Below are 19202 nucleotides of genomic sequence, written 5' to 3' on the forward strand. Positions count from 1 at the left end.
AATGGTTCGTGTCAATAGGCTCGCATTGATTTCGTCGATGAGATCTGAACGCAGCCGCCTGGAACGCCGACGACGTCCGCGACGACCTGCAGACCTTCGTCGCCGACAGGCTCGGCGAGGCCGACGGGGTCCTCACCCTCGACGACACCGGCTTCATCAAGAAGGGCACCACCTCCGCAGGCGTACAGCGTCAGTACTCCGGCACCGCCGGCCGCACCGAAATCCCCCAGTGGGGGCACCCCCAGTCAGATCGGCGTCTTCGCCGCCTACGCCACCACCCACGGACGCGCCCTGGTGGACCGGGAGTTGTATCTGCCCAAGTCCTGGACGGACGACCGCGAACGCTGCCGCGCCGCAAAGATTCCCGATGAGAGGGGCTTCGCCACCAAACCAGAGCTGGCCAGGGCCATCGTGCTGCGCGCACGCGCCTCCCCGCTGCCGAACGCCTGGGTGACCGCAGATGCCGCCTACGGCCAGGAGTGGCGCTTTCGCCGGATGCTGGAAGAAGCCGCAGTCGGCTACGTGCTCGCCGTCCCGAAGTCCCAGCCGGTACCGTGCTACGGCCGGATCGACCATCTTTTCCGCCAGGCGCCGGATGAGGCATGGGAGCAACGTTCGTGCGGCGACGGCGCCAAGGGCCCGCGCGTCTATGACGGGGCGGCCGTCCAGCTCCCGGTGATCGAGGACTTCGACGGTGAGCGGCCCACCCATCACCGCTGGGCGCTGGCCCGGCGCAGTCTTAGCAGGCCAGATGGCGAACCGCTGCTGCTGGAGTATTAGCCGAATCCTGAAGGTCTCACACCGGGAACTGGTGGCAACTTGCACTCGACCACTCACGGTCTGACGTGGGTTCGCGTGCTAGGTGAAGGACACGTGGACCAAGCGGCAGCGCCGGTTCTGTGTCGCAGACTTCAGAAGATCCAATACCGGTCCGACCCCATCGACAGCTACCTCGCCGCGACTGAGCTCCCAAGGACGACATCACGCGCGCACGGTCAGACGTCGCAGTCGCGGCAGACGGGAGGGCCGCTGCTCGCATCGGCCAGTTGGCTGCGGTGGCGCACGAGGAAGCAGACCGTACAGACGAATTCGTTGTCCAGCTGCGGAAGCACCTGGATTGTCAGCTCCTCGCCCGAAAGATCGGCACCGGGCAGTTCGAGGCCCTCGGCGGCCTCGGACTCGTCCATGTCGATGGCAAGAACGGATTTGCTGGTGCTCCGGGTGTTGAGTTCCTCAAGGTTGTCGATGATGCCGTCGTTGCGTGGGGTGTCGAAGTCCTTCGCCATCTTGCCTTCTCTGTCGTGGCGTTTGCCGTGCTCGCGTATGTCTGAGCGGTGGGAAGCGGACGGAGTGTGTCAGGCGGGCTGGACGGTGATCGTGCAGAGCCGCTTGGTCGCCCGGGTCAGGGCTACGTACAGGTCCCTCTCCCCGCCGGGGCGCGCCGTGGTGATCTCTTCGGGGCTGATGACGACGACTCCGTCGAACTCCAGCCCGCGCGCTTCGGATGCCGGAACGATGCGTGCGTGCTGTGCGATGTCAGTGGCCATCAGGTCGCCCACCCTCGCCTCTGCGCAGATGACCCCGAGGAGCTCATCCGGGTACGCGGAGCTCTGGTCGCGAAGTTCCTGGACGACGGTGGCGACCAGCTTCTCAACAGGGGTGGTCGCGGTGCGGGGAGTCTCGCCAGTGCGCAGTGACCGGGTCGGCTCCTGGTCCGGAGCGATCCGGGCGAGCAGGTCTCGGGTACTCGCGAGAATCTCCTGCGTGGTGCGGTAACTGACCGTCAGACTGTGCAGCTGGAACCGCGGGCCGACATGCGGACTCAACGCCTCCTTCCAGTCATGCGCCGTCGTGACCGGGCCCGCCTGGGCGAAGTCGCCCACCAGCGTCATGGCCTTTGCCGGGCAGCGGCGGACGATCATCCGCCACTGCATGGCGGTCAATTCCTGTGCCTCGTCGACGACAACGTGCCCGTACACGCGCTCCGGCGGGCCCTCGACCAAGCTACCCGCCTCGTCCAGCAGCGCTATATCGGCTTCGGTCCACGGCGCGTCCGGGGCACGCAGCAGACGCGACCGCTCGTCCGGTGTCAGCCGGGGAAGGTACTCGGCGAGAGTGTCGAGGTCTGTCAGGAGAGCCCGCACGAGTCCACCGGGTGTCAAGTGCGGCCACAGTACTTCCACGGCCTGGTCGATGTGGGGGTCGTCGAGGAGGTCGGCCCGGACGGCGTCCGCGTCGAAAAGGGCGGCCGATCCCGAGGCGGCTGCATCGTGTGGGCCGGGGTGGCGCAGGTCCGCCGCCGTGAATCGGTCGAGGTTCCGGCCCGTCAGCTGGGCCACCTCGTTGTCGATCTGCTCCAAGAGGTCACCCGTATTGCGTTCCAGCGTCTCGGTGAGGGCGTCGACCAGAAGCTCCTTGAACACCTGGCGCGCTGGATTGTGTCCCAGCCCGGTCGCCACGGCGGCGTCGCGTGCCGTTCGGACTGTGGCTTCCGTAAGGTGAACCACGTCCTGCCCGACCCGCAAGGTGAGGTCGCCGTGCGTACTTTGATGGGTGCGCAGCAGGTCGGCAAGTGCGTCAGCGAGAGCGGAACTGCCCTTGAGGCGCGCGGTGTCGAACGACTCCACCGCGGTGGGGACCACTCCGGCCAGTTCCTGGCATGTCGCCAGCACGACGTCGTTCTCGCCGAGCGAGGGCAGGACCTGGGAGATGTAGTCGAGGAACCGCGCGTTGGGCCCGACCACCAGGACGCCTTCCTTCGCGGCGCGCGGGAACGCGTACAGGACATACGCCGCCCGGTGCAGCGCGACCACCGTCTTGCCCGTCCCGGGCCCGCCCTGCACCACCGTCACGCCGCGGTGCGCGGAGCGGACAATCTTGTCCTGCTCGGTCTGCAACGTTGCGACGGCCGCGTGCATTCGGCCCGTACGCCGTGCCGAAAGGGCCTCGGTCAACGGGCCGTCGCCCACGACGTCCTCGGTGGTCGGGGCGGAGCCGTCCAGCAGCTCGTCGCTCACCGAGACCACCGCGCGCCCGTCCAGGCGCAGGTGCCGGCGTCGCCGCAGGTTCATCGGGTGAACCGGCGTGGCCTCATAGAAGGGCCGCGCCGCGTTCGCACGCCAGTCGACGAGCAGGGGCAGGTCGTCGTCCTCTGTCTGCAGGCCGATCCGGCCTATGTGCAGTGTGGTGCCGTCCGCCCAGTCGATGCGGCCGAAGGCCAGTCCGTTTTCGGCCCCTTCGAGCCGTCCGATCTCCTGTGTCAGGCGGTCGGCGGCGATCCCGCGCTCGTATGTCTCGCTCGCACTCTCGGCCGGCGTCCTGAGTGCTTCCGCCAGGCGTGTCCGTGCCTCGGAGATCCGCTCTGTGAGCAGCTCGTACAGCGTGGAAACTCGTGCCTGTTCCCACTCGACCTGACGCGCAGCGGAGTCGTTGGATAGCGACAACGGAGAGCTCCTCTCGATTCGGGTGCCCACTATCGACCAGAGCTCAGGGAAAGTAAATTTTGACTTATTCGAGAAATTGGTCACCGTCGCCAGAGGTAATGCTGAGCCGCTCTGGTCTCCGTCTCGGTGCTCACGCGTGCGTGTTTTTGTCAAGAGCGATTATGTCTGCATCGCATCTTTATTTAGACCGTGTTCTGCGTGGTGAGGCGTCGTTGTTCCGGGCATGGGGCGGGGTACGCGGAGTTGGATTGTTCCGGACGGGCTGTGGGAGATCGCGAAGCCGCTGATCCCGTCGTGGAGAGTGCGGCCGCAGGGCGGCGGAACGCAGGACACACCTGATGAGACGCTGTTCGCGGCCGTCATCTACGTCCTGGTCAGCGGCTGCGCCCGGCGCCAGTTGCCGCCCTGTTTCGGCATATCGACATCGACGGCTCACCGTCACTTCCTGTTCTGGTCGCGGGCCGGTGTCTGGGACTGCCTCCACGAGGCCGTGCTGGACCGGTTCGATGACGCGCCGGCCTCATCGATGTCACCCGCGTCGTCCTCGACACCGCCCACGTGAGGGCCAAAAGGGGGCGAACACACAGGTCCGAGCCCAGTGGACCGCGGCAAGCCCGGTTCCGAGATACACCTCCTGTCGGACGCGAACGGACTGACCCTCCTCGTCGGCGTCTCGGCCAAGCGATCTTTTCCCGCGCATCCCAATGAGTGGCCGAGTCGTCGTGGGATGCCGAGCGGCCACGCCGCGCACTGGTCGGCGTGCCGGGCGTCCGAGGGGAGTGACGGGGGCCGGGCACGGGCCGCGATCCGGCAGGAGCCCGGACGTGTGCTGCACCGTGGCACACGGGCTAGGTCCTGCCTCCGGGTGCGGGTGACCGTGGCTGCGTGCTTGCAGCTACCGCCATCTCCCAGAGCGCCGCCGACCCGCTGTCCGGTCTGGTGCTGCGCGACGTACCGGTACCTCACCCGAAGCCCGGCTGGTCCCGGGTACGGGTCGTGGCCTCTTCCCTGAACATGCACGACCTGTGGACGCTGCGTGGCGTGGGCCATCCCCCGGAGCGCCTTCCCATCGTGCTCGGCTGCGACGCGGCCGGATACGACGAGGACGGCAACGAGGTCATCGTGCATCCGGTGATCGGCGACCCGGACGCGGGCGGGGGCGACGAGACGCTCGACCCGAACCGTGCGCTGCTGTCCGAACAGCACGACGGGGCCTTCGCCGAGTACCTGACCGTGCCCACCCGCAACCTGGTGCCGAAGCCCGCGTGGCTGTCCTTCGACGAGGCGGCCTGCCTGCCGGTCGCCTGGGGCACCGCCTACCGCATGCTCTTCACCCAGGCCCGGATCACCGCCGGCGACCGGGTGCTCGTACAGGGCGCGGGCGGCGGTGTCGCCTCCGCCGCCATCCGGCTCGCGGTGGCCGCCGGGGCCGTCGTCTACGCCACCAGCCGCAGCGAGGCCAAGCGTGCCGAGGCCCTCACCTGGGGGGTGCGCGCCGCGCTGGCCCCCGGTGAGCGGCTGCCCGAGCGGGTGGACGTCGTGATCGAGACGGTCGGCGAGGCGACCTGGTCCCATTCGCTGAAGTCGCTGCGGCGCGGCGGCACGGTCGTGATCGCGGGAGCCACGAGCGGCGCCAACCCGCCCGCGGACCTGGCCCGCATCTTCTACCTCCAGGGACGTGTCCTCGGCTCCACCGGCTGCACCCGGGGCGAGCTCGTCGCGCTGCTCCGGCTGATGGAGGCCACCGGAGTCCGCCCCGTGATCGACCGCACCCTGCCCCTCACGGACATCCACAAGGGCTTCCAGCTCATGATCGACGGCGGTCTGACCGGGAAGCTCGTCATCCACCCGTCGGCCCCCCAGAGTTAAGGACCCTCTCCCATGACCGCAGCTGTCGTCGGGCTCTCGCACTCGCCCCTGATCGGCAGGAACGACCCCGAGCCCGAGGTTCTGGCCCGCGTCGACGAGGCCGTCGAGAGCGCCAGGGCCTTCGTCCGCCGCTTCGACCCGGAGCTCGTCGTCCTCTACGCGCCCGACCACTACAACGGCTTCTTCTACAAGGAGATGCCCCCGTTCTGCCTGGCCACCGAGGCCCACGCGGTGGGCGACTTCGGTTCCCAGGGCGGGCCGCTGTCGGTCGACACCGACGCCGCCAGGACTCTGGCCAAGGGGGTGCTCGACCGCGGCGTCGATCTCACCGTCTCGGCCCGGATGACCGTGGACCACGGCTTCGCGCAGCCCCTGGAGGTGCTCTTCGGCGGTATCGACCGCGTGCCGGTGGTGCCCGTCTTCGTCAACGGCGTGGCGACCCCGCTCGGCCCGGTCAGCCGGATCCGCGCTCTCGGCACCGCGGTCGGTCAGGCCGCGGCCGACCTGGACAAGCGGGTGCTGTTCGTCGCCTCCGGCGGTCTGTCCCACGACCCGCCGGTGCCGGTGCTCGAGGGCGCACCGCCCCGGGTCGCCGACGCGCTCATCGAGGGCAACCCGCCCACCCCTCAGCAGCGTACGAAGGGCGAGGAGCGGGTCGTCCAGGCCGGCCGCGACTACGCCGCCGGGTCGTCGAAGATGATCCCGATCAACCCCGCCTGGGACAACCGCCTCCTCGACCACCTGGAGCGCGGCGACCTCGCGGAGTTCGACTCCTGGACCGTCGACGACATGGCCGCACAGGGCGGCGGCTCCGCCCACGAGGTCCGCACCTGGATCGCGGCGTACGCCTCCCTCGCGGCCACCGGCACGTACGAGATGACGTCCCGCTTCTACGAGGCCATCCCCGCCTGGATCGCCGGATTCGCTGTGACCACGGCGGAAGGGCGGTGACCGGCATGGCAGTCACTCCCGTCGAGCTGGCGGCCGCCCGGCTCGCCGCCGCCTTCGCCGAGGGACGGCCCGTGGCCCCGGTACGCGATCTGCTCGGTACCCAGGACGTCGACGCCGCGTACGCCGTACAGCAGGAACTCACCCGCAGCAGAGTGGACGGCGGTGCGGTCGTCGTCGGCCGCAAGATCGGCCTGACCTCCCCGGCCGTCCAGCGCCAACTCGGCGTCGACCAGCCTGACTTCGGGGTGCTCTTCGCCGACATGGACGTCTCCGCCGAGGCCGAGGTCCCCTCCGGCAGGCTGCTGCAGCCCAAGGCCGAGGCGGAGATCGCCTTCGTCCTCAAGGAGGACCTGGCCGCCGGCGACCTGGACCCGGCGCAGGTGCGCGCTGCGGTCGACTACGCCGTGGCCGCGCTGGAGATCGTCGACAGCCGTATCGCCGACTGGGACATCTCCCTCACCGACACGGTCGCCGACAACGCCTCCAGCGGACTGTTCGTGCTGGCGGAACGCCGCCTCACGCTGGACGAGTTCGAGCCCCGCGAGACCGTGATGCGGCTGTACGCCGACGACGTCCTCGTCTCCGAGGGCAACGGCGCCGCCTGCCTCGGCGACCCCCTGAACGCGCTGGCCTGGCTCGCCCGGACGGCCCGTGACCTGGGTGACCCGTTGCGGGCCGGACAGGTCGTCCTCTCCGGCGCGCTGGGCCCGATGGTCCCGGCTCCGCCCGGCACCCGGATCCGCGCCGAGATCAGCTCGCTCGGCGAGGTCACCGCCGCATTCTCCGAGAAGAGGGACGCATGACTTCCCCCAAGACGTCAAAGACCAAGGTCGCCATCATCGGGTCGGGCAACATCGGCACCGACCTGATGATCAAGATCCTCCGCCTGTCGGACACCCTCGAAGTGGCCGCCATGGTGGGCATCGACCCGGAGTCCGACGGCCTCGCCCGCGCCGCCCGACTGAAGGTCCCGACGACCCACGAGGGCGTCGAGGGCCTGATCGCCATGGAGCACTTCGACGACATCGAGATCGTCTTCGACGCGACCTCGGCCAAGGCCCACCTGGCCAACGCCCACCGGCTCGCGCCCTTCGGAAAGCGGCTCATCGACCTCACCCCCGCCGCCATCGGACCGTTCGTCGTCCCGCCCGTCAACCTCGACGAGCACCTGGAGGCCGGCGCGGACAACCTCAACATGGTCACCTGCGGCGGCCAGGCCACCATCCCCATGGTCGCGGCCATCTCCGCGGTGACCGACGTCCACTATGCGGAGATCGTCGCCTCCATCGCCTCCAAGTCGGCGGGGCCGGGCACGCGCGCCAACATCGACGAGTTCACCGAGACCACCTCCCACGCCATCGAGAACGTCGGCGGCGCGGCCCGCGGCAAGGCGATCATCGTCCTCAACCCCGCCGAACCCCCGCTGATCATGCGAGACACCGTCTTCTGCCTCATCGGGGACGCGGACCACGACGCCATCCGAGCCTCCGTCAAGGAGATGGCCGAGCGGGTCGCCCAGTACGTGCCGGGCTACCGCCTCAAGCAGGAGGTGCAGTTCACTCCGATCGCGGAAGGCGAGCCCGTGCACACTCTGCTCCCCGAGGGCGCGGGCCCGGTGACCACCCGTGTCTCGGTGTTCCTCGAAGTCGAGGGCGCCGCCCACTACCTGCCCGCCTACGCCGGAAACCTCGACATCATGACCTCGGCCGCCCTGCGCACCGCCGAGTCGATCGCCCGGCACAGCACCACCGTCACCGCGGAGGCCAGCCGATGACTCACCAGCTCTACATCCAGGACGTGACCCTGCGGGACGGCATGCACGCCATCCGGCACCGCATCGATCCTGCCGACGTGGGCCGCATCGCGGCCGCCCTCGACGCAGCCGGCGTCGACGCCATCGAGGTCGCCCACGGCGACGGCCTCGCCGGCGGCTCCCTCAACTACGGCCCCGGCAGCCACACCGACTGGGAATGGATCGAGGCCGCGGCGGACGCGATCGACAACGCCGTCCTCACCACGCTCCTTCTCCCCGGCATCGGCACCATCGCCGAACTGGAGCGCGCCTACGCCCTCGGCGTCCGTTCGGTGCGCATCGCCACCCACTGCACCGAGGCCGACATCTCGGCCCAGCACATCGCCAAGGCGCGCGAGCTGGGCATGGACGTCTCCGGCTTCCTGATGATGAGCCACATGGCCGAGGCGCCCCAACTCGCCGCGCAGGCAAAGCTCATGGAGTCCTACGGCGCCCAGTGCGTCTACGTCACCGACTCCGGCGGCCGCCTCACCCTGGACGGCGTACGCGAACGGGTCCGCGCCTACCGCGACGTACTCGACGAGAGCACTCAGATCGGCATCCACGCGCACGAGAACCTCTCCCTGTCGGTCGCCAACAGTGTCGTCGCCGTCGAGGAGGGCGTCACCCGCGTCGACGCCTCCCTGGCCGGACAAGGAGCGGGTGCCGGAAACTGCCCCATCGAGGCGTTCATCGCCGTGGCGAACATCCAGGGCTGGAAGCACGGCTGCGACCTGTTCGACCTCCAGGACGCCGCCGACGACCTGGTCCGCCCCCTGCGCGACCGCCCCGTACAGGTCGACCGCGAGACGCTCACCCTCGGCTACGGCGGCGTCTACTCCTCCTTCCTGCGCCACGCGGAGATCGCCGCCGAGCGCTACGGCGTCGACGCCCGCACCCTCCTGCTGGAAGTCGGCCGGCGCGGCCTGGTCGGCGGCCAGGAGGACATGATCGTGGACATCGCGCTCGACTTGATGTCCAACCCGGCTACCAGGCCCGTGAACTGACACACAGCAAGGAGAAAGCCCATGGGTGAACGCCTGCCCATACGCATCCCGATCGACGGAGACGAACTGGACGCCTGGTGGTACGCCCCCGAAGGCGTCGACGGACCCGCCCCCTGCGTCGTCCTGGCGCACGGTTTCGGCGGCATCAAGGAGATGCGGCTCGCAGCCTACGCCGAGCGGTTCGCCGCCGAGGGGCTCGGCGCCCTGGTCTTCGACTACCGGTCCTTCGGCGCATCCAGCGGGCGTCCGCGCAACCTGCTCGAGATCAAGCGGCTGGTCGCCGACTATCACGCCGCCGTCTCCGCGGCGAGGTCCCGTCCTGAGGTCGATGCCAGGCGTGTCGCCGTGTGGGGCAGCTCCATGTCCGGCGGCACCGTGGTGCTGGTCGCCGCGGAGGACCCGAGCATCGCCGCAGTGGTGTCGCAGGCGCCCCTCGCCGACGGCCGGGCCGCGCTGGTGCGCATGCTGAAGAGGTCGGCGACCCACGTGCTGGGCCTGGGTGTGGCGGGCGTCCGGGACGCCCTCGGGGCTCGCCTCGGCCGTGAGCCGTACACCGTGAAGACCGTGGGCCGCCGCGGTGAGCAGGGCGCCGTGCTGGCCACTGCGGACGCCTACGAGGGAATGCTGCGCCTCCTTCCGGCGGACGTGCCCTACGACAACGAGGTCAGCGCGCGCGTGATCCTGTCGCTGCCCTTCTTCCGCGCCGTCGAGACCGCCCCCCGGCTCTCCTGCCCCCTGCTGGTCCAGGTGATGGACCACGACGACCTCACGCCGCCGGGCCCCGGTGCCGCTCTCGCGGCCGCGGCTCCGCACGGCAAGTTGCTCGCCTACCCCGGCGGCCATTGGGACCCCTACGTCGGGGAGGGCTTCGACCAGGTGGTTCCCGACCAGATCGCCTTCCTCAAGCGGACTCTCGGGGCTCCAGCCGCTCGGTGACGGTGCGGCGCACCCTCAGCTTGTCATTTATCCGGTTCGACGCGGTTTCGTGCCGACTTTGTGGTGAGCGGGACGACTGAACGCCTCGCCGGTGGCGAGGACTCCGCCCACGTCATGCCGGGTGGCCCGGGGACGGTTCTTCGAGCCCGACGGCCTGCCCGGCCCCGGCCGGGAAGGTTTCGGTGCACCGGCCGGAGACCCGGTCCTCGCGTGCAGGTTCCTGAACCCTCTGCGGACGCGGGCGGGTGTCAGTCTGTTCGGCTCGGTGGGCTTCTCCCAGGGCCTGCGGAGGTCGGTGGCCAGCGGTCGGGCGAGCCGGAGCTGGGCATAGGCGGCGATCACCAGCCAGGTCCACCGGGCCGGGGACCACCCGCTCCAGCAGTTGACGCCCTGCCTCGGCGTCCCGTGCCGCGGCAGGGCCGAGGTGATGCTCCTGCCCTTGGAATGCTTTCCGAGGCTCAGGCTGAGCTAGGAGGGGAGAGCAGCCGTGACATATCCCGAACGGCGCGCGAATTCGCTGAGCCCCAGCCGTTCCCGCTTCCCGAGGGAGAAGGCGAGGGTCCGGGTGAAGAAGTCCTGCAGCATCGGGGCGGTGAAGGGCTCCCAGACGGCCGCCCGGTCGGCAAGCTCGCGGGACTCACTCCGCGCGAGGCCGCGCGCGGCCAGCAGACTGCGGTGCACCATGCCGACGATGTCCGGCTGCCGCGCCGCTGTCTCCTTCCGTACCGCCCACACGGCCAGTACGAAAGGCAGCCCTGACCAGCGTCTCCACAGCTCACCCAGGTCGTAGGCCCGAACACCGGGAGAGACGGGCCGGTTCATCGTCGCCGCCAGGGCGGCGTCCCCGGTCAGAACGGCGGCATCGGCAGAATCCAGCATGACCTCAAGATCAGGCGGCCGCGTCACATACCTCGGAGTGACGCCGTAGTGCTGCTCCAACAGCAGCCGGGACATCTGTGCGGAGGTGGGACTGGTCGTGGCGAGTGCGACCGTGCGGCCATCCAACGCGCTCAGCGGCACTTTCGTGACGATCGCGCAGGACTGGATCGGCCCGTCACTTCCGACGGCGATGTCGGGCAGCATCACGAGGTCATCGCTGTGCCGCAGATACTCGACCAATGAGATCGAGCTGACGTCCAGGTCGCCGGAGAGCAACCGTCCCGTCAGCCGGTCGGGTGTGTCCTGAACAAGGTCGATGTCCAACAGGGCGGTGCTCCGCGCCAAGCCCCAGTACAGGGGCGTGCATGTCAGGAATGCACTGCGCCCGACCCGCGGTCGCCTCGTCGGTTGACGGATCTGGCTGGAGGACGTCATGCAGATCATCTTAAGTCCCGCTCTGAACGCCCCGCGGCCGTCTTCCTGCCCCCGGCTGCTGGCTAGTCGTAAGAGTCGTCTCGCGCCGGTCGTCGACTGGTAAGCATGTCCGGGGCCTGTCGAGCCCAGCGTCTCGCAGGCGCCGGACGTCGGCGCGGGCCGCCCCGGCCTCGGGGGAGGGGAAGGCCGGTGTGTGATGGCAGCCCGCGCGGAGCCGGGGAGGGGCGGCCGCCACCCTCACAGGCTCACGGGGCTGGCCGTGCCCGGCCTTACAGGACGCGTCAGCCGGCGGTCATCGTCGTTGCCGCGTACGTCAAGGAGATCAGGGCCAGTAGTGCGGCCGGGACGGCCCGGACCGGCGGGTCGCCGTGGCGCAGGTGGACCACAGCCGCGGCGGCCATCAGCAGGGCGAGGCCTGTCGCGGCGGCCACGCCCAGCGGCATCCAACTCAGCCCCAGCAGCAGACCGGCGACCCCGGCCACCTCCAGCGCGCCGACGACGCGATAGAGCCGTACCGACATGCCGAGATGGGCCGCCGCCTGGCGCATGGACGGCACCGTGGCCAGCTTCGCCAGCCCCAGCGGAAGAAGACCAGGGACAGGGCGACGGCCAGCATGGTGGTCATGAGGCGGACCTGCCCCTGCGGCGCTCCTCGCCCAGACGCGCGTAGTAGTCGATGAGGTCGGGGCTGTCCACGCTGGCGGGGTTGACGACCTGCTCGACCGGGGCTCCCTGGAGCAGTCGCTTGATCGGGACCTCCAGCTTCTTGCCGGTGCGGGTGTGCGGGATGCCCGGCACTTCGAGGATCTCGTCGGGGACGTGGCGGGGTGAGGCGCCGGTGCGGACGGCGTCGCGGATCTTCTCGCGCAGGGTGTCGTCCAGGGGCACCCCGGCCGCCGGGACCACGAACAGCGGCATCCAGTAGCCGCCGTCCGGCTCCTCCGCACCGATGACCAGGGCTTCGGCGATCTCGGGGAGGCGTTCGACGATGTCGTGGATGTCGGCGCTGCCCAGGCGGACGCCGTTGCGGTTCAGCGTCGAGTCGGAGCGGCCGTGGACGATCACCGAGCCGTGTCCTGTGACCGTGATCCAGTCTCCGTGTCGCCACACGCCGGGGTAGGAGGAGAAGTAGGCGTCCCGGTAGCGGCTGCCGTCGGGGTCGTTCCAGAAGCAGAGCGGCATCGACGGCATGGGGCGGGTGACGACCAGCTCGCCGACCTGGTCGATGACGGGGAAGCCCTCGGCGTCGTAGGCGGCCAGCGCCACGCCCAGGTGGGGGGCCGACAACTCCCCTGCCCAGACCGGGGTGTTGGGTGCGCTACCCGCGAACCCGGAGACGATGTCGGTGCCGCCGCTGATGGAGGCCAGCAGAACGTGGTCGCCGACGTGGTCGCGGACCCAGGGGTAGGCGGAGGCGGGCAGGGTCGAGCCGGTGCAGCCGACGACGCGGATCGACGAGAGGTCGTGCGCGGAGGGGTCGATGCCGAACTTGGCCATGCCCAGCAGGTATTGGGGGCTGGTGCCGAAGACGGTGACCCGGTGGCGGGCGGCCAGTTCCCACAGGACGTCGAGCTTGGCGAAGGGGGCCGGGCTGCCGTCGTAGGTGCAGGTCGTGGCTCCGGTGAGGAGGGTGGAGGCGACCAGGTTCCACATCATCCAGTGAGTGGTGGTGTACCAGAGGAGACGGTCGCCGGGCCCCAAACCCGAGTGCAGCCCCAGGGTTTTGAGATGCTCCAGGAGCACGCCGCCGTGGCCGTGGACGATGCCCTTGGGCAGGCCGGTGGTGCCCGAGGAGAACACGACCCACAGCGGATGGTCGAACGGGACCGGTACACAGACGAGTTCCTCGGTGCGGGTGGAGGCGCCCTCCCAGGGGACCACCAGCGACGGGTAGGCCTGCGAGGGCCAGGGCAGGCCCACGTGGCCAACCAGCAGGGTCGCCTTCAACGTGGGAAGGGCGTGGGCGAGTTCGAGGACGGCGTCGCGGCGGTCGTGGGTGGTGCCGTTGAAGAGGTAGCCGTCGGCGGCGATCAGCACGGTGGGTTCGAGCTGGGCGAAGCGGTCGGCGGCGGCCTTGGGGGCGTAGTCCTGCCCGCACACCGACCAGATGGCGCCCAGGCTCGCCGCGGCGAGGAACGCGACGATGGCGTGCGGGGTGTAGGGCAGGTAGCCGACCACCCGGTCGCCCTCGCCGACGCCGAGGTCACGCAGGGTGGCGGCCACGGACGCCACCAGGGCACGCAACCGGGCGCCGGTCACCTCGTACCCGGGACCGGTCTCGTCGAGGGCGAGGATCGCCACGTCGTCGTCGGCGAGATTACGCAGGGCGTGGTGGGCGTAGTTGAGGGTGGCGCCGGGAAACCAGCGTGCGCCGGGCATCCGCTCCTCCGCCAGGACACGCTCGTAGGGGGTGTCGGCGTCGATGTCGAAGTACTCCCACACCGCGCCCCAGAAGCCTTCCAGGTCGGTGACCGACCAGCGGTGCAGGGCGGCGTAGTCGCCGGGGGCGATGCCCTGACGCTGGGCGAAGTCCGCGATGCGACTGGTGGCCGCCGTCTCCGGATCGGGGGTGAAGAAGGGCGTGCTCATCGCGTCGTACTCCTCAACAGGCTTTTCGGCGCCGTCCGTTCGGAAGGGGCGGGGCTTCGGGTGGTGTGCAGCAGGGAGGCCCAGGCGGCGGTCGACGTGAAGTCGTGACTGCCCGAGGGGACGACGTCCATCACGACGCGGTCGGGGCGCAGCACGACGGCGTCCGCGCGTCCGGCGCGCAGCCAGGCTGCGAGGGTGCCGTCGTCGCCGAGGTCGGCCACGCCGAGCGCGCGTATGCCGAGGCTGTGGGCAAGCGCCGTTAGGGAGGGGCCGGTTTCTGTGGCGGTCAGCATGGTGAAGGAGTCGCCGAGCAGTTCGTCGAGACGGGTGCGCTGTCCGTCGACGTTCACCCACGGTTGCGGACACATCGTGCCGGCCAGGCGTCGGGTGACCCCGCGCCGTACGAGCGGTCCGGCGGTGAGGGGCGGGCTGAGGTCTCGGCCGGCCCGTTCGGTCAGGCCGGGTATGCGGCAGGCCGCGGCCAGTGCCCTGCGGCGGATCGCGGCGGCGCCGTCCTGGCCACCGGTCATGGCCCAGCCCATGGCGACCGCGAGGCGGACCACATGCCGTGCGTGCGGTCTGCGTTCGCTCTCGTAGGTGTCCAGGAGCCGCTCGTCGGCCCCCTGCTGGAGGACGCGGGCGAGTTTCCAGGTGAGGTTGTGGGCGTCCCGGAGTCCCGAGCACAGGCCCTGTCCGACGAACGGCGGGGTGAGGTGCGCGGCGTCGCCGAGGAGGAAGACCCGTCCGCTGCGCCAGCGGTCGGCGACGCGGGCCCGGAAGGTGTACTGCGTCTCGCGGACCACCTCGAAGTCCCCGTCGTACGAGGGCGGCAGCCAGGGGGCCACCAGCTCGCGGACCGTCTCCTGCCCGTCCCGGAGCCGGAACTCCCAGCGGTAGCGGTTCTCCTTCACCCGCATGAAGGTGCTCGGCCGCTCCGGGTCGCAGATCTGATCGACGCCCTCCCAGCAGCGGACGGGACCTGTCGTCTCGGCGTCGATGACGGTCCAGCGTTCCTCGAAGTGCAGGTCCTCCCAGGCGGCGCCGATGGCTTCGCGGGTGAGGCTGTTGGCGCCGTCGCAGCTGAGGACCGCGTCGGCCCACAGCTCGTGCTCGCCGGTGTCGTCGCGGTAGGTCACCCGGACGGGGCCCGCGGTCTCCGGGCCGACGCCGGTGACCTCCACGCCACCGCGCAGTTCGCACTCCGGCCGCTTCGCGAGGGCGTCGCGCAGTACGCCTTCCAGCTCGGGCTGGTCGAACATGCTGGTCTGCGGGTAGCCGTGCCGGCCGTGCTCGGTGCGCCGGAACTCGGCCATCACCCGGTGCCGGGCGTCCAGCAGTCGCAGCCCCTTCGCCGGGCGGGCGATCGCGGTGAACTCCTCACCGACGCCTGCAGCCTGGAGGACTCGGTGGATCTCGTCGTCGCCTGCGACGGCGCGGGGGAGCGGGTAGACGTCCAGGTGGCGTTCGAGGACGACCGTGCGGACTCCGCGCCGGGCCAGGAGAAGGGCGGCGGTCACGCCCACCGGCCCGGCCCCGACGATCACGACGGGCACACGTGCGGCTTCATCGACGGTCATGTGCGGCTCACCTCGGGGATCAGTTCGCGGCCGCGACGGGCGTGCGCTGCTCGCCGAGGTCGATGCGGCCGTCGGGGGTCGCGATCGTCGCCGTGATCACGTCGCCCGGGTTCAGGTAGTGCGGGTTCTTGGCCTGGCTCTTGAAGAAGGCCTTCCACTTCACCCCGGGCGGCAGCAGCGCGCCGATCTTCTCGACGGCCTTCGGCGGGGCCTTCAGGGCCGTGCCGCCGGGGGTGCCGGTGAGCAGCAGGTCGCCGGCGTCCAGGGTCTGGAAGCGGGCCAGCAGGGTGAGTGCCCGTGCCGGGCGGACGATCATGTCGGCCAGGGTGCGGTCCTGGCGCAGCTCGCCGTTGACACTCAACTTCAGTCGCAGGTCCAGGAGATGGGCGAAGTCCTCCGGCTCCAGCAACGACAGGTACGGACCGGCCGGGGTGAAGGTGGGGTACGACTTGCTCTCGTAGAACTGCGTCTTGGTCAGCTGCACCTCACGGGCGCTGACGTCGTTGGTGATCACCAGTCCGGCGACGTAGGACGGCAGGTCCCGTTCCTCGACGACGGTGCCGACAGGCAGGGGCGCGCCCATGACGAGCCCGAGCTCGATCTCGTAGTCGAGGAATTTCACGTGCGACGGCCGGACGACGGCGTCGCCGGGGCCGCTGACCGAGCCGGAGGCCTTGCGGAAGAAGGCGGGCGGGATGTCGCCCTTGAAGCCCGAATCGCGGGCGTGGCTGCGGTAGTTGACCATCTGGGCGACCACCCGGCAGGGCGTGGTGACCGGCGAGAGCGCCACCAGGTCGGCGACGGGCGTGCCCGGTTCGCCGGAGGCGGCGGCCTCGCGGACAGCCGGCCGGTCGGCCAGCAGTTCGGCGGTGGTCACGGCCTTGGTGTCGACCGGGACGGCCCGGTCGCCGAGGACGACCCACCAGCCGTCAGCGGTGCGCAGGACATTCGTGCTCATGTCAGTGCCTTTGTGAGGGGGATTGGCGTGCGGGGGTCAGGAGTTGGCGGCCTTGAGCAGGCCGAACAGTCGTGCCGGGTCCATCTCGTTGTCGCCGCGCAGGGCCTCGATGACATCGCGGAGCCGCTGCGGGGAGGGGCTCGCGCCGAGGAAGTCGCGGGTGGCCGGCGGGCCCCACTGGGCGAGGCCGCTGGTCGACATGGGCGCCCAGCCGGGCTCGACGTCGCAGGAGAACAGGTCGCCGTCGGCGAAGTGCTCCAGCATGAAGTGGTCCGGATCGCGCCAGTAGTCGAAGAGCTGGCTGCCCTGGATGTGCCGGCCGATACCCCAACTGCGCTTGTAGCCGCGCTCCTTGAGGTACTCGCCACCGGCGGCGATGGAGTCCAGGTCGGTGACCTGGTAGGCGGAGTGGACGTACCCCGTCCCCGGCCCCAGGTGCATGGCCAGGGTGTGGTGGTCGGCGGGCATGCTGCCCAGGTCGCAGCGGATGAACGCCATCGTCGGCCCGCGCCCGCGCTGCCCGTCCAGGAACAGGAAGTCGGACACGATCATCCCGAGGGTGTCCAGGTACCAGTCCAGGGCCCGGCCGAACACCCGCGTCTCCAGCACCACGTGGCCGAGCCGCTGGATGCGGGACGGCTCGCGCGGCGGCCGCTGGGTGGCGTTGGTACGACGGTGATCCGTGCCGAAGTTGAGGAGCAGCGGCTGTTGTTCCGGCAGCGCGGGCAGCTGTTCGCCGCAGTGCGCGACCGGGACCGGGAAGCCGGACGGGTCGAGCAGGTCGACCACCTTGCCGCCGCCGGGCACGTCGGAGTCCCGTACGGACGATCCGGTGGCGCGGGCCAGCCGGTCCAGATCACCCCGCTCGGCGGCGCGAAACGCCGGTCCGATGAAGCGGGACGTACGACCGCGCCGGATCACCATGCAGGGCGAGCCCGCGAAGGTGCCCCGCAGCCACAGCTCGCTCGCGGTGCGGGCGGCGACGCCGAAGCCGAAGTCGCGGGCGAAGACCTCCGCACGGTCCAGGTCGGGCTTCTCGAACTCCAGCCAGGCCAGGTCCGCCACCTTGATCACGGGATTCCGGGAGCGGCCGGGGTGTTCGCCGCGCAGGGCGCCCTGCTCGCTGTGGAGGTCCTGGTGGGCCGTGATGACGTCCCCGTTGACGCGTGTTTGAGACATGGTGCCCTCCGAGCAACATTGCCGTAATGAGGAAATCATCATCTGTGACAGTTTCGTCGTCAAGGCGTCCGCGGCAGGAAATGATGAATTCATCAGGACTGCGATCGCCATTGGACAACCGTTAGACTCTGTGCATGTCTACGTCAGCCCCGCCCAGCAACCGGTTCGAGCGGCGTCGCGCAGAGACCCGTGGGGCTCTCGTGCGAGCGGCCCGGCAGATACTCGCCGAGAGCGGCGACACCAGCGCGAGCATCCAGGCGATCGCCGAGCGCGCGGACGTTGGCTTCGGCTCCTTCTACAACCACTTCGACTCCAAGGCGGAGTTGTTCGAGACGGCGGTGGTCGATGCCCTTGAGGAGTTCGGGCAGGCCTTCGACGAGCGTCTGACGGGGATCGACGACTCGGCGGAGCGGGTCGCGGGCGGCTTCCGGCTCAGTGCCCGCATGGCCGAGTCCCACCCGGAGTTGATGCAGGTCCTGCGCCGCCGTGGCCTCGCGCACATCCACTCGGGCAAGGGACTGGCCCGACGCGCCCTGCGTGATCTCCAGGTCGGCATCGCCTCCGGCCGCTTCACGCCCGTCGACCCCGTGGTCGCCCTGTCCGCACTGGGCGGCACCCTGCTGTCCCTGGTGGAGCTGCGGTTCGCCCGCCCCGAGGTGGACGGCGACGAGGCCGCGGTCAACCTCGCCGAGATGGTCCTGCGGATGCTGGGCCTGCCCGCGGACGAAGCGTACGAGGTCGCCCGACGCCCCTTGCCTGACGCCGCCTGACCTCACGCGGACGACGCGTCCGGGTGGAACGTGACCGAGCGGCCGGTGAAGCGGGCGTCGACTCCGTCCTCGCTGGTGGTGACCGACCGCAGCCTGAGCCCTTCGGGCACGTTCCGCAGCGGTATGGGCTCGTACAGGGCCTTGTCGAGCAGTGATTTCAGCGGAGGGAGCAGTTCACCCTGCTCCGCGCGTACGTCCGTGAAGGCGATGCGGTTTCCGCTCGCCGCCGAGACGGCCGCGCTCACGGTCACGTCGCCGACCAGCGGCAGACGCGCGGTCGCGTCGACCCGGCCGGGCTCGTCCCCCTGTGACACCCGCACGCCGAGTGCGCTCGACGCGTCCGCGTGCGACAGGAACGCAGTGGCTGTGACGCCGTCCGCGTGAGCCTCGTCGGCGCTCCCCGAGGTCTTCAGCCCGTCCATCCCGACCGTCAGCTTCGTCACCGGGAGCGGCCGGGTCGTGCCGCCGGCCGGAATGTCGTGGGCGGTCAGGTCGACATGGTCCAGGCTGCCCGCAGCCAGTTGGTTCAGTACGGGAAAGCCGCTGACGTGCACCGACGGCCGATCGGCGGTTCCCATGCCGTCCTGGAACGCCTTGGCCGTACGGCTCTCCGCGCGAGCTGCGGCGATCCGGTCGACCGCGACCCCGCCGAGCAGCACGGCCATCAGCGACGCGACGGCGATGATCATGCGCCGTCTGGTCCGGGTCGGGGGGTTCACGTACACGGAGCCGTCGCCGTAGCAGGGCTCGCCGCCGTATTCCCCGGCGTAGTAGGCCTCGCCTGCGTATTCCTGGTCGCGGTGGGGCTGATACATGG

18 protein-coding genes and 2 pseudogenes are annotated in these 19202 nt (G+C 70.2%); 10 read left to right on the forward strand and 10 right to left on the reverse strand.

Annotated features, from left to right (window positions below):
• Positions 1–86 precede the first annotated feature (86 nt).
• The gene (locus tag ACFY6U_RS49530) at positions 87–371 is read left to right on the forward strand and encodes a transposase (RefSeq protein WP_390049480.1); all 285 of its coding nucleotides are present in this window, start codon (positions 87–89) and stop codon (positions 369–371) included.
• Complete coding sequence (locus ACFY6U_RS49535; RefSeq protein WP_390049359.1) at positions 295–780, forward strand: transposase; 486 nt, start codon at positions 295–297, stop codon at positions 778–780. The genes ACFY6U_RS49530 and ACFY6U_RS49535 overlap by 77 nt, the downstream gene beginning before the upstream one ends.
• Before the next feature lie 215 nt (positions 781–995).
• Here ACFY6U_RS49535 and ACFY6U_RS49540 read toward each other — a convergent pair whose 3' ends face one another.
• Entirely contained in the window at positions 996–1286 is a 291-nt protein-coding gene (locus tag ACFY6U_RS49540; protein ID WP_123979965.1) for a DUF4193 domain-containing protein, read from the reverse strand.
• A 69-nt stretch (positions 1287–1355) separates the two neighbouring features.
• Positions 1356–3443 (reverse strand): HelD family protein, encoded by a 2088-nt coding sequence (locus tag ACFY6U_RS49545; RefSeq protein ID WP_390049482.1) that lies wholly within the window; start codon positions 3441–3443, stop codon positions 1356–1358.
• Positions 3444–3666: 223 nt separating this feature from the next.
• Here ACFY6U_RS49545 and ACFY6U_RS49550 point away from each other — a divergent pair.
• The 7 genes and pseudogenes from ACFY6U_RS49550 to ACFY6U_RS49580 form a co-directional block, all read left to right on the forward strand.
• Positions 3667–4185: pseudogene (locus ACFY6U_RS49550) on the forward strand (transposase); the annotation flags it as partial.
• A 143-nt stretch (positions 4186–4328) separates the two neighbouring features.
• Positions 4329–5312 (forward strand): zinc-binding dehydrogenase, encoded by a 984-nt coding sequence (locus ACFY6U_RS49555; protein ID WP_390049361.1) that lies wholly within the window; start codon positions 4329–4331, stop codon positions 5310–5312.
• A gap of 12 nt (positions 5313–5324) precedes the next feature.
• Positions 5325–6263 carry a 3-carboxyethylcatechol 2,3-dioxygenase gene (locus ACFY6U_RS49560; protein WP_390049363.1) on the forward strand — a complete coding sequence of 313 codons (939 nt, stop codon included), beginning with the start codon at positions 5325–5327 and terminating at the stop codon, positions 6261–6263.
• A 5-nt stretch (positions 6264–6268) separates the two neighbouring features.
• Positions 6269–7066, forward strand: a complete 798-nt coding sequence (locus ACFY6U_RS49565; protein ID WP_390049365.1) for a 2-keto-4-pentenoate hydratase — start codon at positions 6269–6271, stop codon at positions 7064–7066.
• A complete protein-coding gene (locus tag ACFY6U_RS49570; RefSeq protein ID WP_093632152.1) occupies positions 7063–8037 on the forward strand; it encodes an acetaldehyde dehydrogenase (acetylating) in 975 nt (324 codons plus the stop codon). Before ACFY6U_RS49565 ends, ACFY6U_RS49570 begins: the two co-directional genes overlap by 4 nt.
• Complete coding sequence (gene dmpG / locus ACFY6U_RS49575) at positions 8034–9062, forward strand: 4-hydroxy-2-oxovalerate aldolase (protein ID WP_097272978.1); 1029 nt, start codon at positions 8034–8036, stop codon at positions 9060–9062. Before ACFY6U_RS49570 ends, dmpG begins: the two co-directional genes overlap by 4 nt.
• 21 nt (positions 9063–9083) lie before the next feature.
• The gene (locus ACFY6U_RS49580; protein WP_390049367.1) at positions 9084–9998 is read left to right on the forward strand and encodes an alpha/beta hydrolase; all 915 of its coding nucleotides are present in this window, start codon (positions 9084–9086) and stop codon (positions 9996–9998) included.
• A 27-nt stretch (positions 9999–10025) separates the two neighbouring features.
• Here the strand turns inward: ACFY6U_RS49580 and ACFY6U_RS49585 are convergent.
• The 7 genes and pseudogenes from ACFY6U_RS49585 to ACFY6U_RS49615 form a co-directional block, all read right to left on the reverse strand.
• Positions 10026–10355: pseudogene (locus ACFY6U_RS49585) on the reverse strand (transposase); the annotation flags it as partial.
• Between the two features lie 111 nt (positions 10356–10466).
• The gene (locus ACFY6U_RS49590) at positions 10467–11321 is read right to left on the reverse strand and encodes a menaquinone biosynthetic enzyme MqnA/MqnD family protein (protein WP_390049369.1); all 855 of its coding nucleotides are present in this window, start codon (positions 11319–11321) and stop codon (positions 10467–10469) included.
• A 272-nt stretch (positions 11322–11593) separates the two neighbouring features.
• The gene (locus ACFY6U_RS49595; RefSeq protein ID WP_390049371.1) at positions 11594–11860 is read right to left on the reverse strand and encodes a DoxX family protein; all 267 of its coding nucleotides are present in this window, start codon (positions 11858–11860) and stop codon (positions 11594–11596) included.
• Positions 11861–11933: 73 nt separating this feature from the next.
• Positions 11934–13901: an acetoacetate--CoA ligase gene (locus ACFY6U_RS49600; protein ID WP_390049373.1), complete on the reverse strand. Its 1968-nt coding sequence runs from the start codon at positions 13899–13901 to the stop codon at positions 11934–11936.
• Positions 13898–15478 (reverse strand): bifunctional 3-(3-hydroxy-phenyl)propionate/3-hydroxycinnamic acid hydroxylase, encoded by a 1581-nt coding sequence (locus tag ACFY6U_RS49605; RefSeq protein WP_390049375.1) that lies wholly within the window; start codon positions 15476–15478, stop codon positions 13898–13900. Before ACFY6U_RS49605 ends, ACFY6U_RS49600 begins: the two co-directional genes overlap by 4 nt.
• A gap of 19 nt (positions 15479–15497) precedes the next feature.
• The gene (locus ACFY6U_RS49610; protein ID WP_390049377.1) at positions 15498–16436 is read right to left on the reverse strand and encodes a fumarylacetoacetate hydrolase family protein; all 939 of its coding nucleotides are present in this window, start codon (positions 16434–16436) and stop codon (positions 15498–15500) included.
• Between the two features lie 36 nt (positions 16437–16472).
• Complete coding sequence (locus ACFY6U_RS49615) at positions 16473–17615, reverse strand: VOC family protein (protein ID WP_390049379.1); 1143 nt, start codon at positions 17613–17615, stop codon at positions 16473–16475.
• 134 nt (positions 17616–17749) lie between these two features.
• Between ACFY6U_RS49615 and ACFY6U_RS49620 the strand changes: the two genes are divergently transcribed.
• Positions 17750–18385: a TetR/AcrR family transcriptional regulator gene (locus ACFY6U_RS49620; RefSeq protein WP_390049381.1), complete on the forward strand. Its 636-nt coding sequence runs from the start codon at positions 17750–17752 to the stop codon at positions 18383–18385.
• Between the two features lie 2 nt (positions 18386–18387).
• Here ACFY6U_RS49620 and ACFY6U_RS49625 read toward each other — a convergent pair whose 3' ends face one another.
• On the reverse strand, positions 18388–19200 hold the full coding sequence (locus ACFY6U_RS49625) for a DUF2993 domain-containing protein (protein WP_390049383.1): 813 nt from the start codon (positions 19198–19200) through the stop codon (positions 18388–18390).
• Between the last annotated feature and the right edge of the window lie 2 nt (positions 19201–19202).

This window comes from Streptomyces sp. NPDC013157 (assembly GCF_042899865.1).
Taxonomy (GTDB): domain Bacteria; phylum Actinomycetota; class Actinomycetes; order Streptomycetales; family Streptomycetaceae; genus Streptomyces.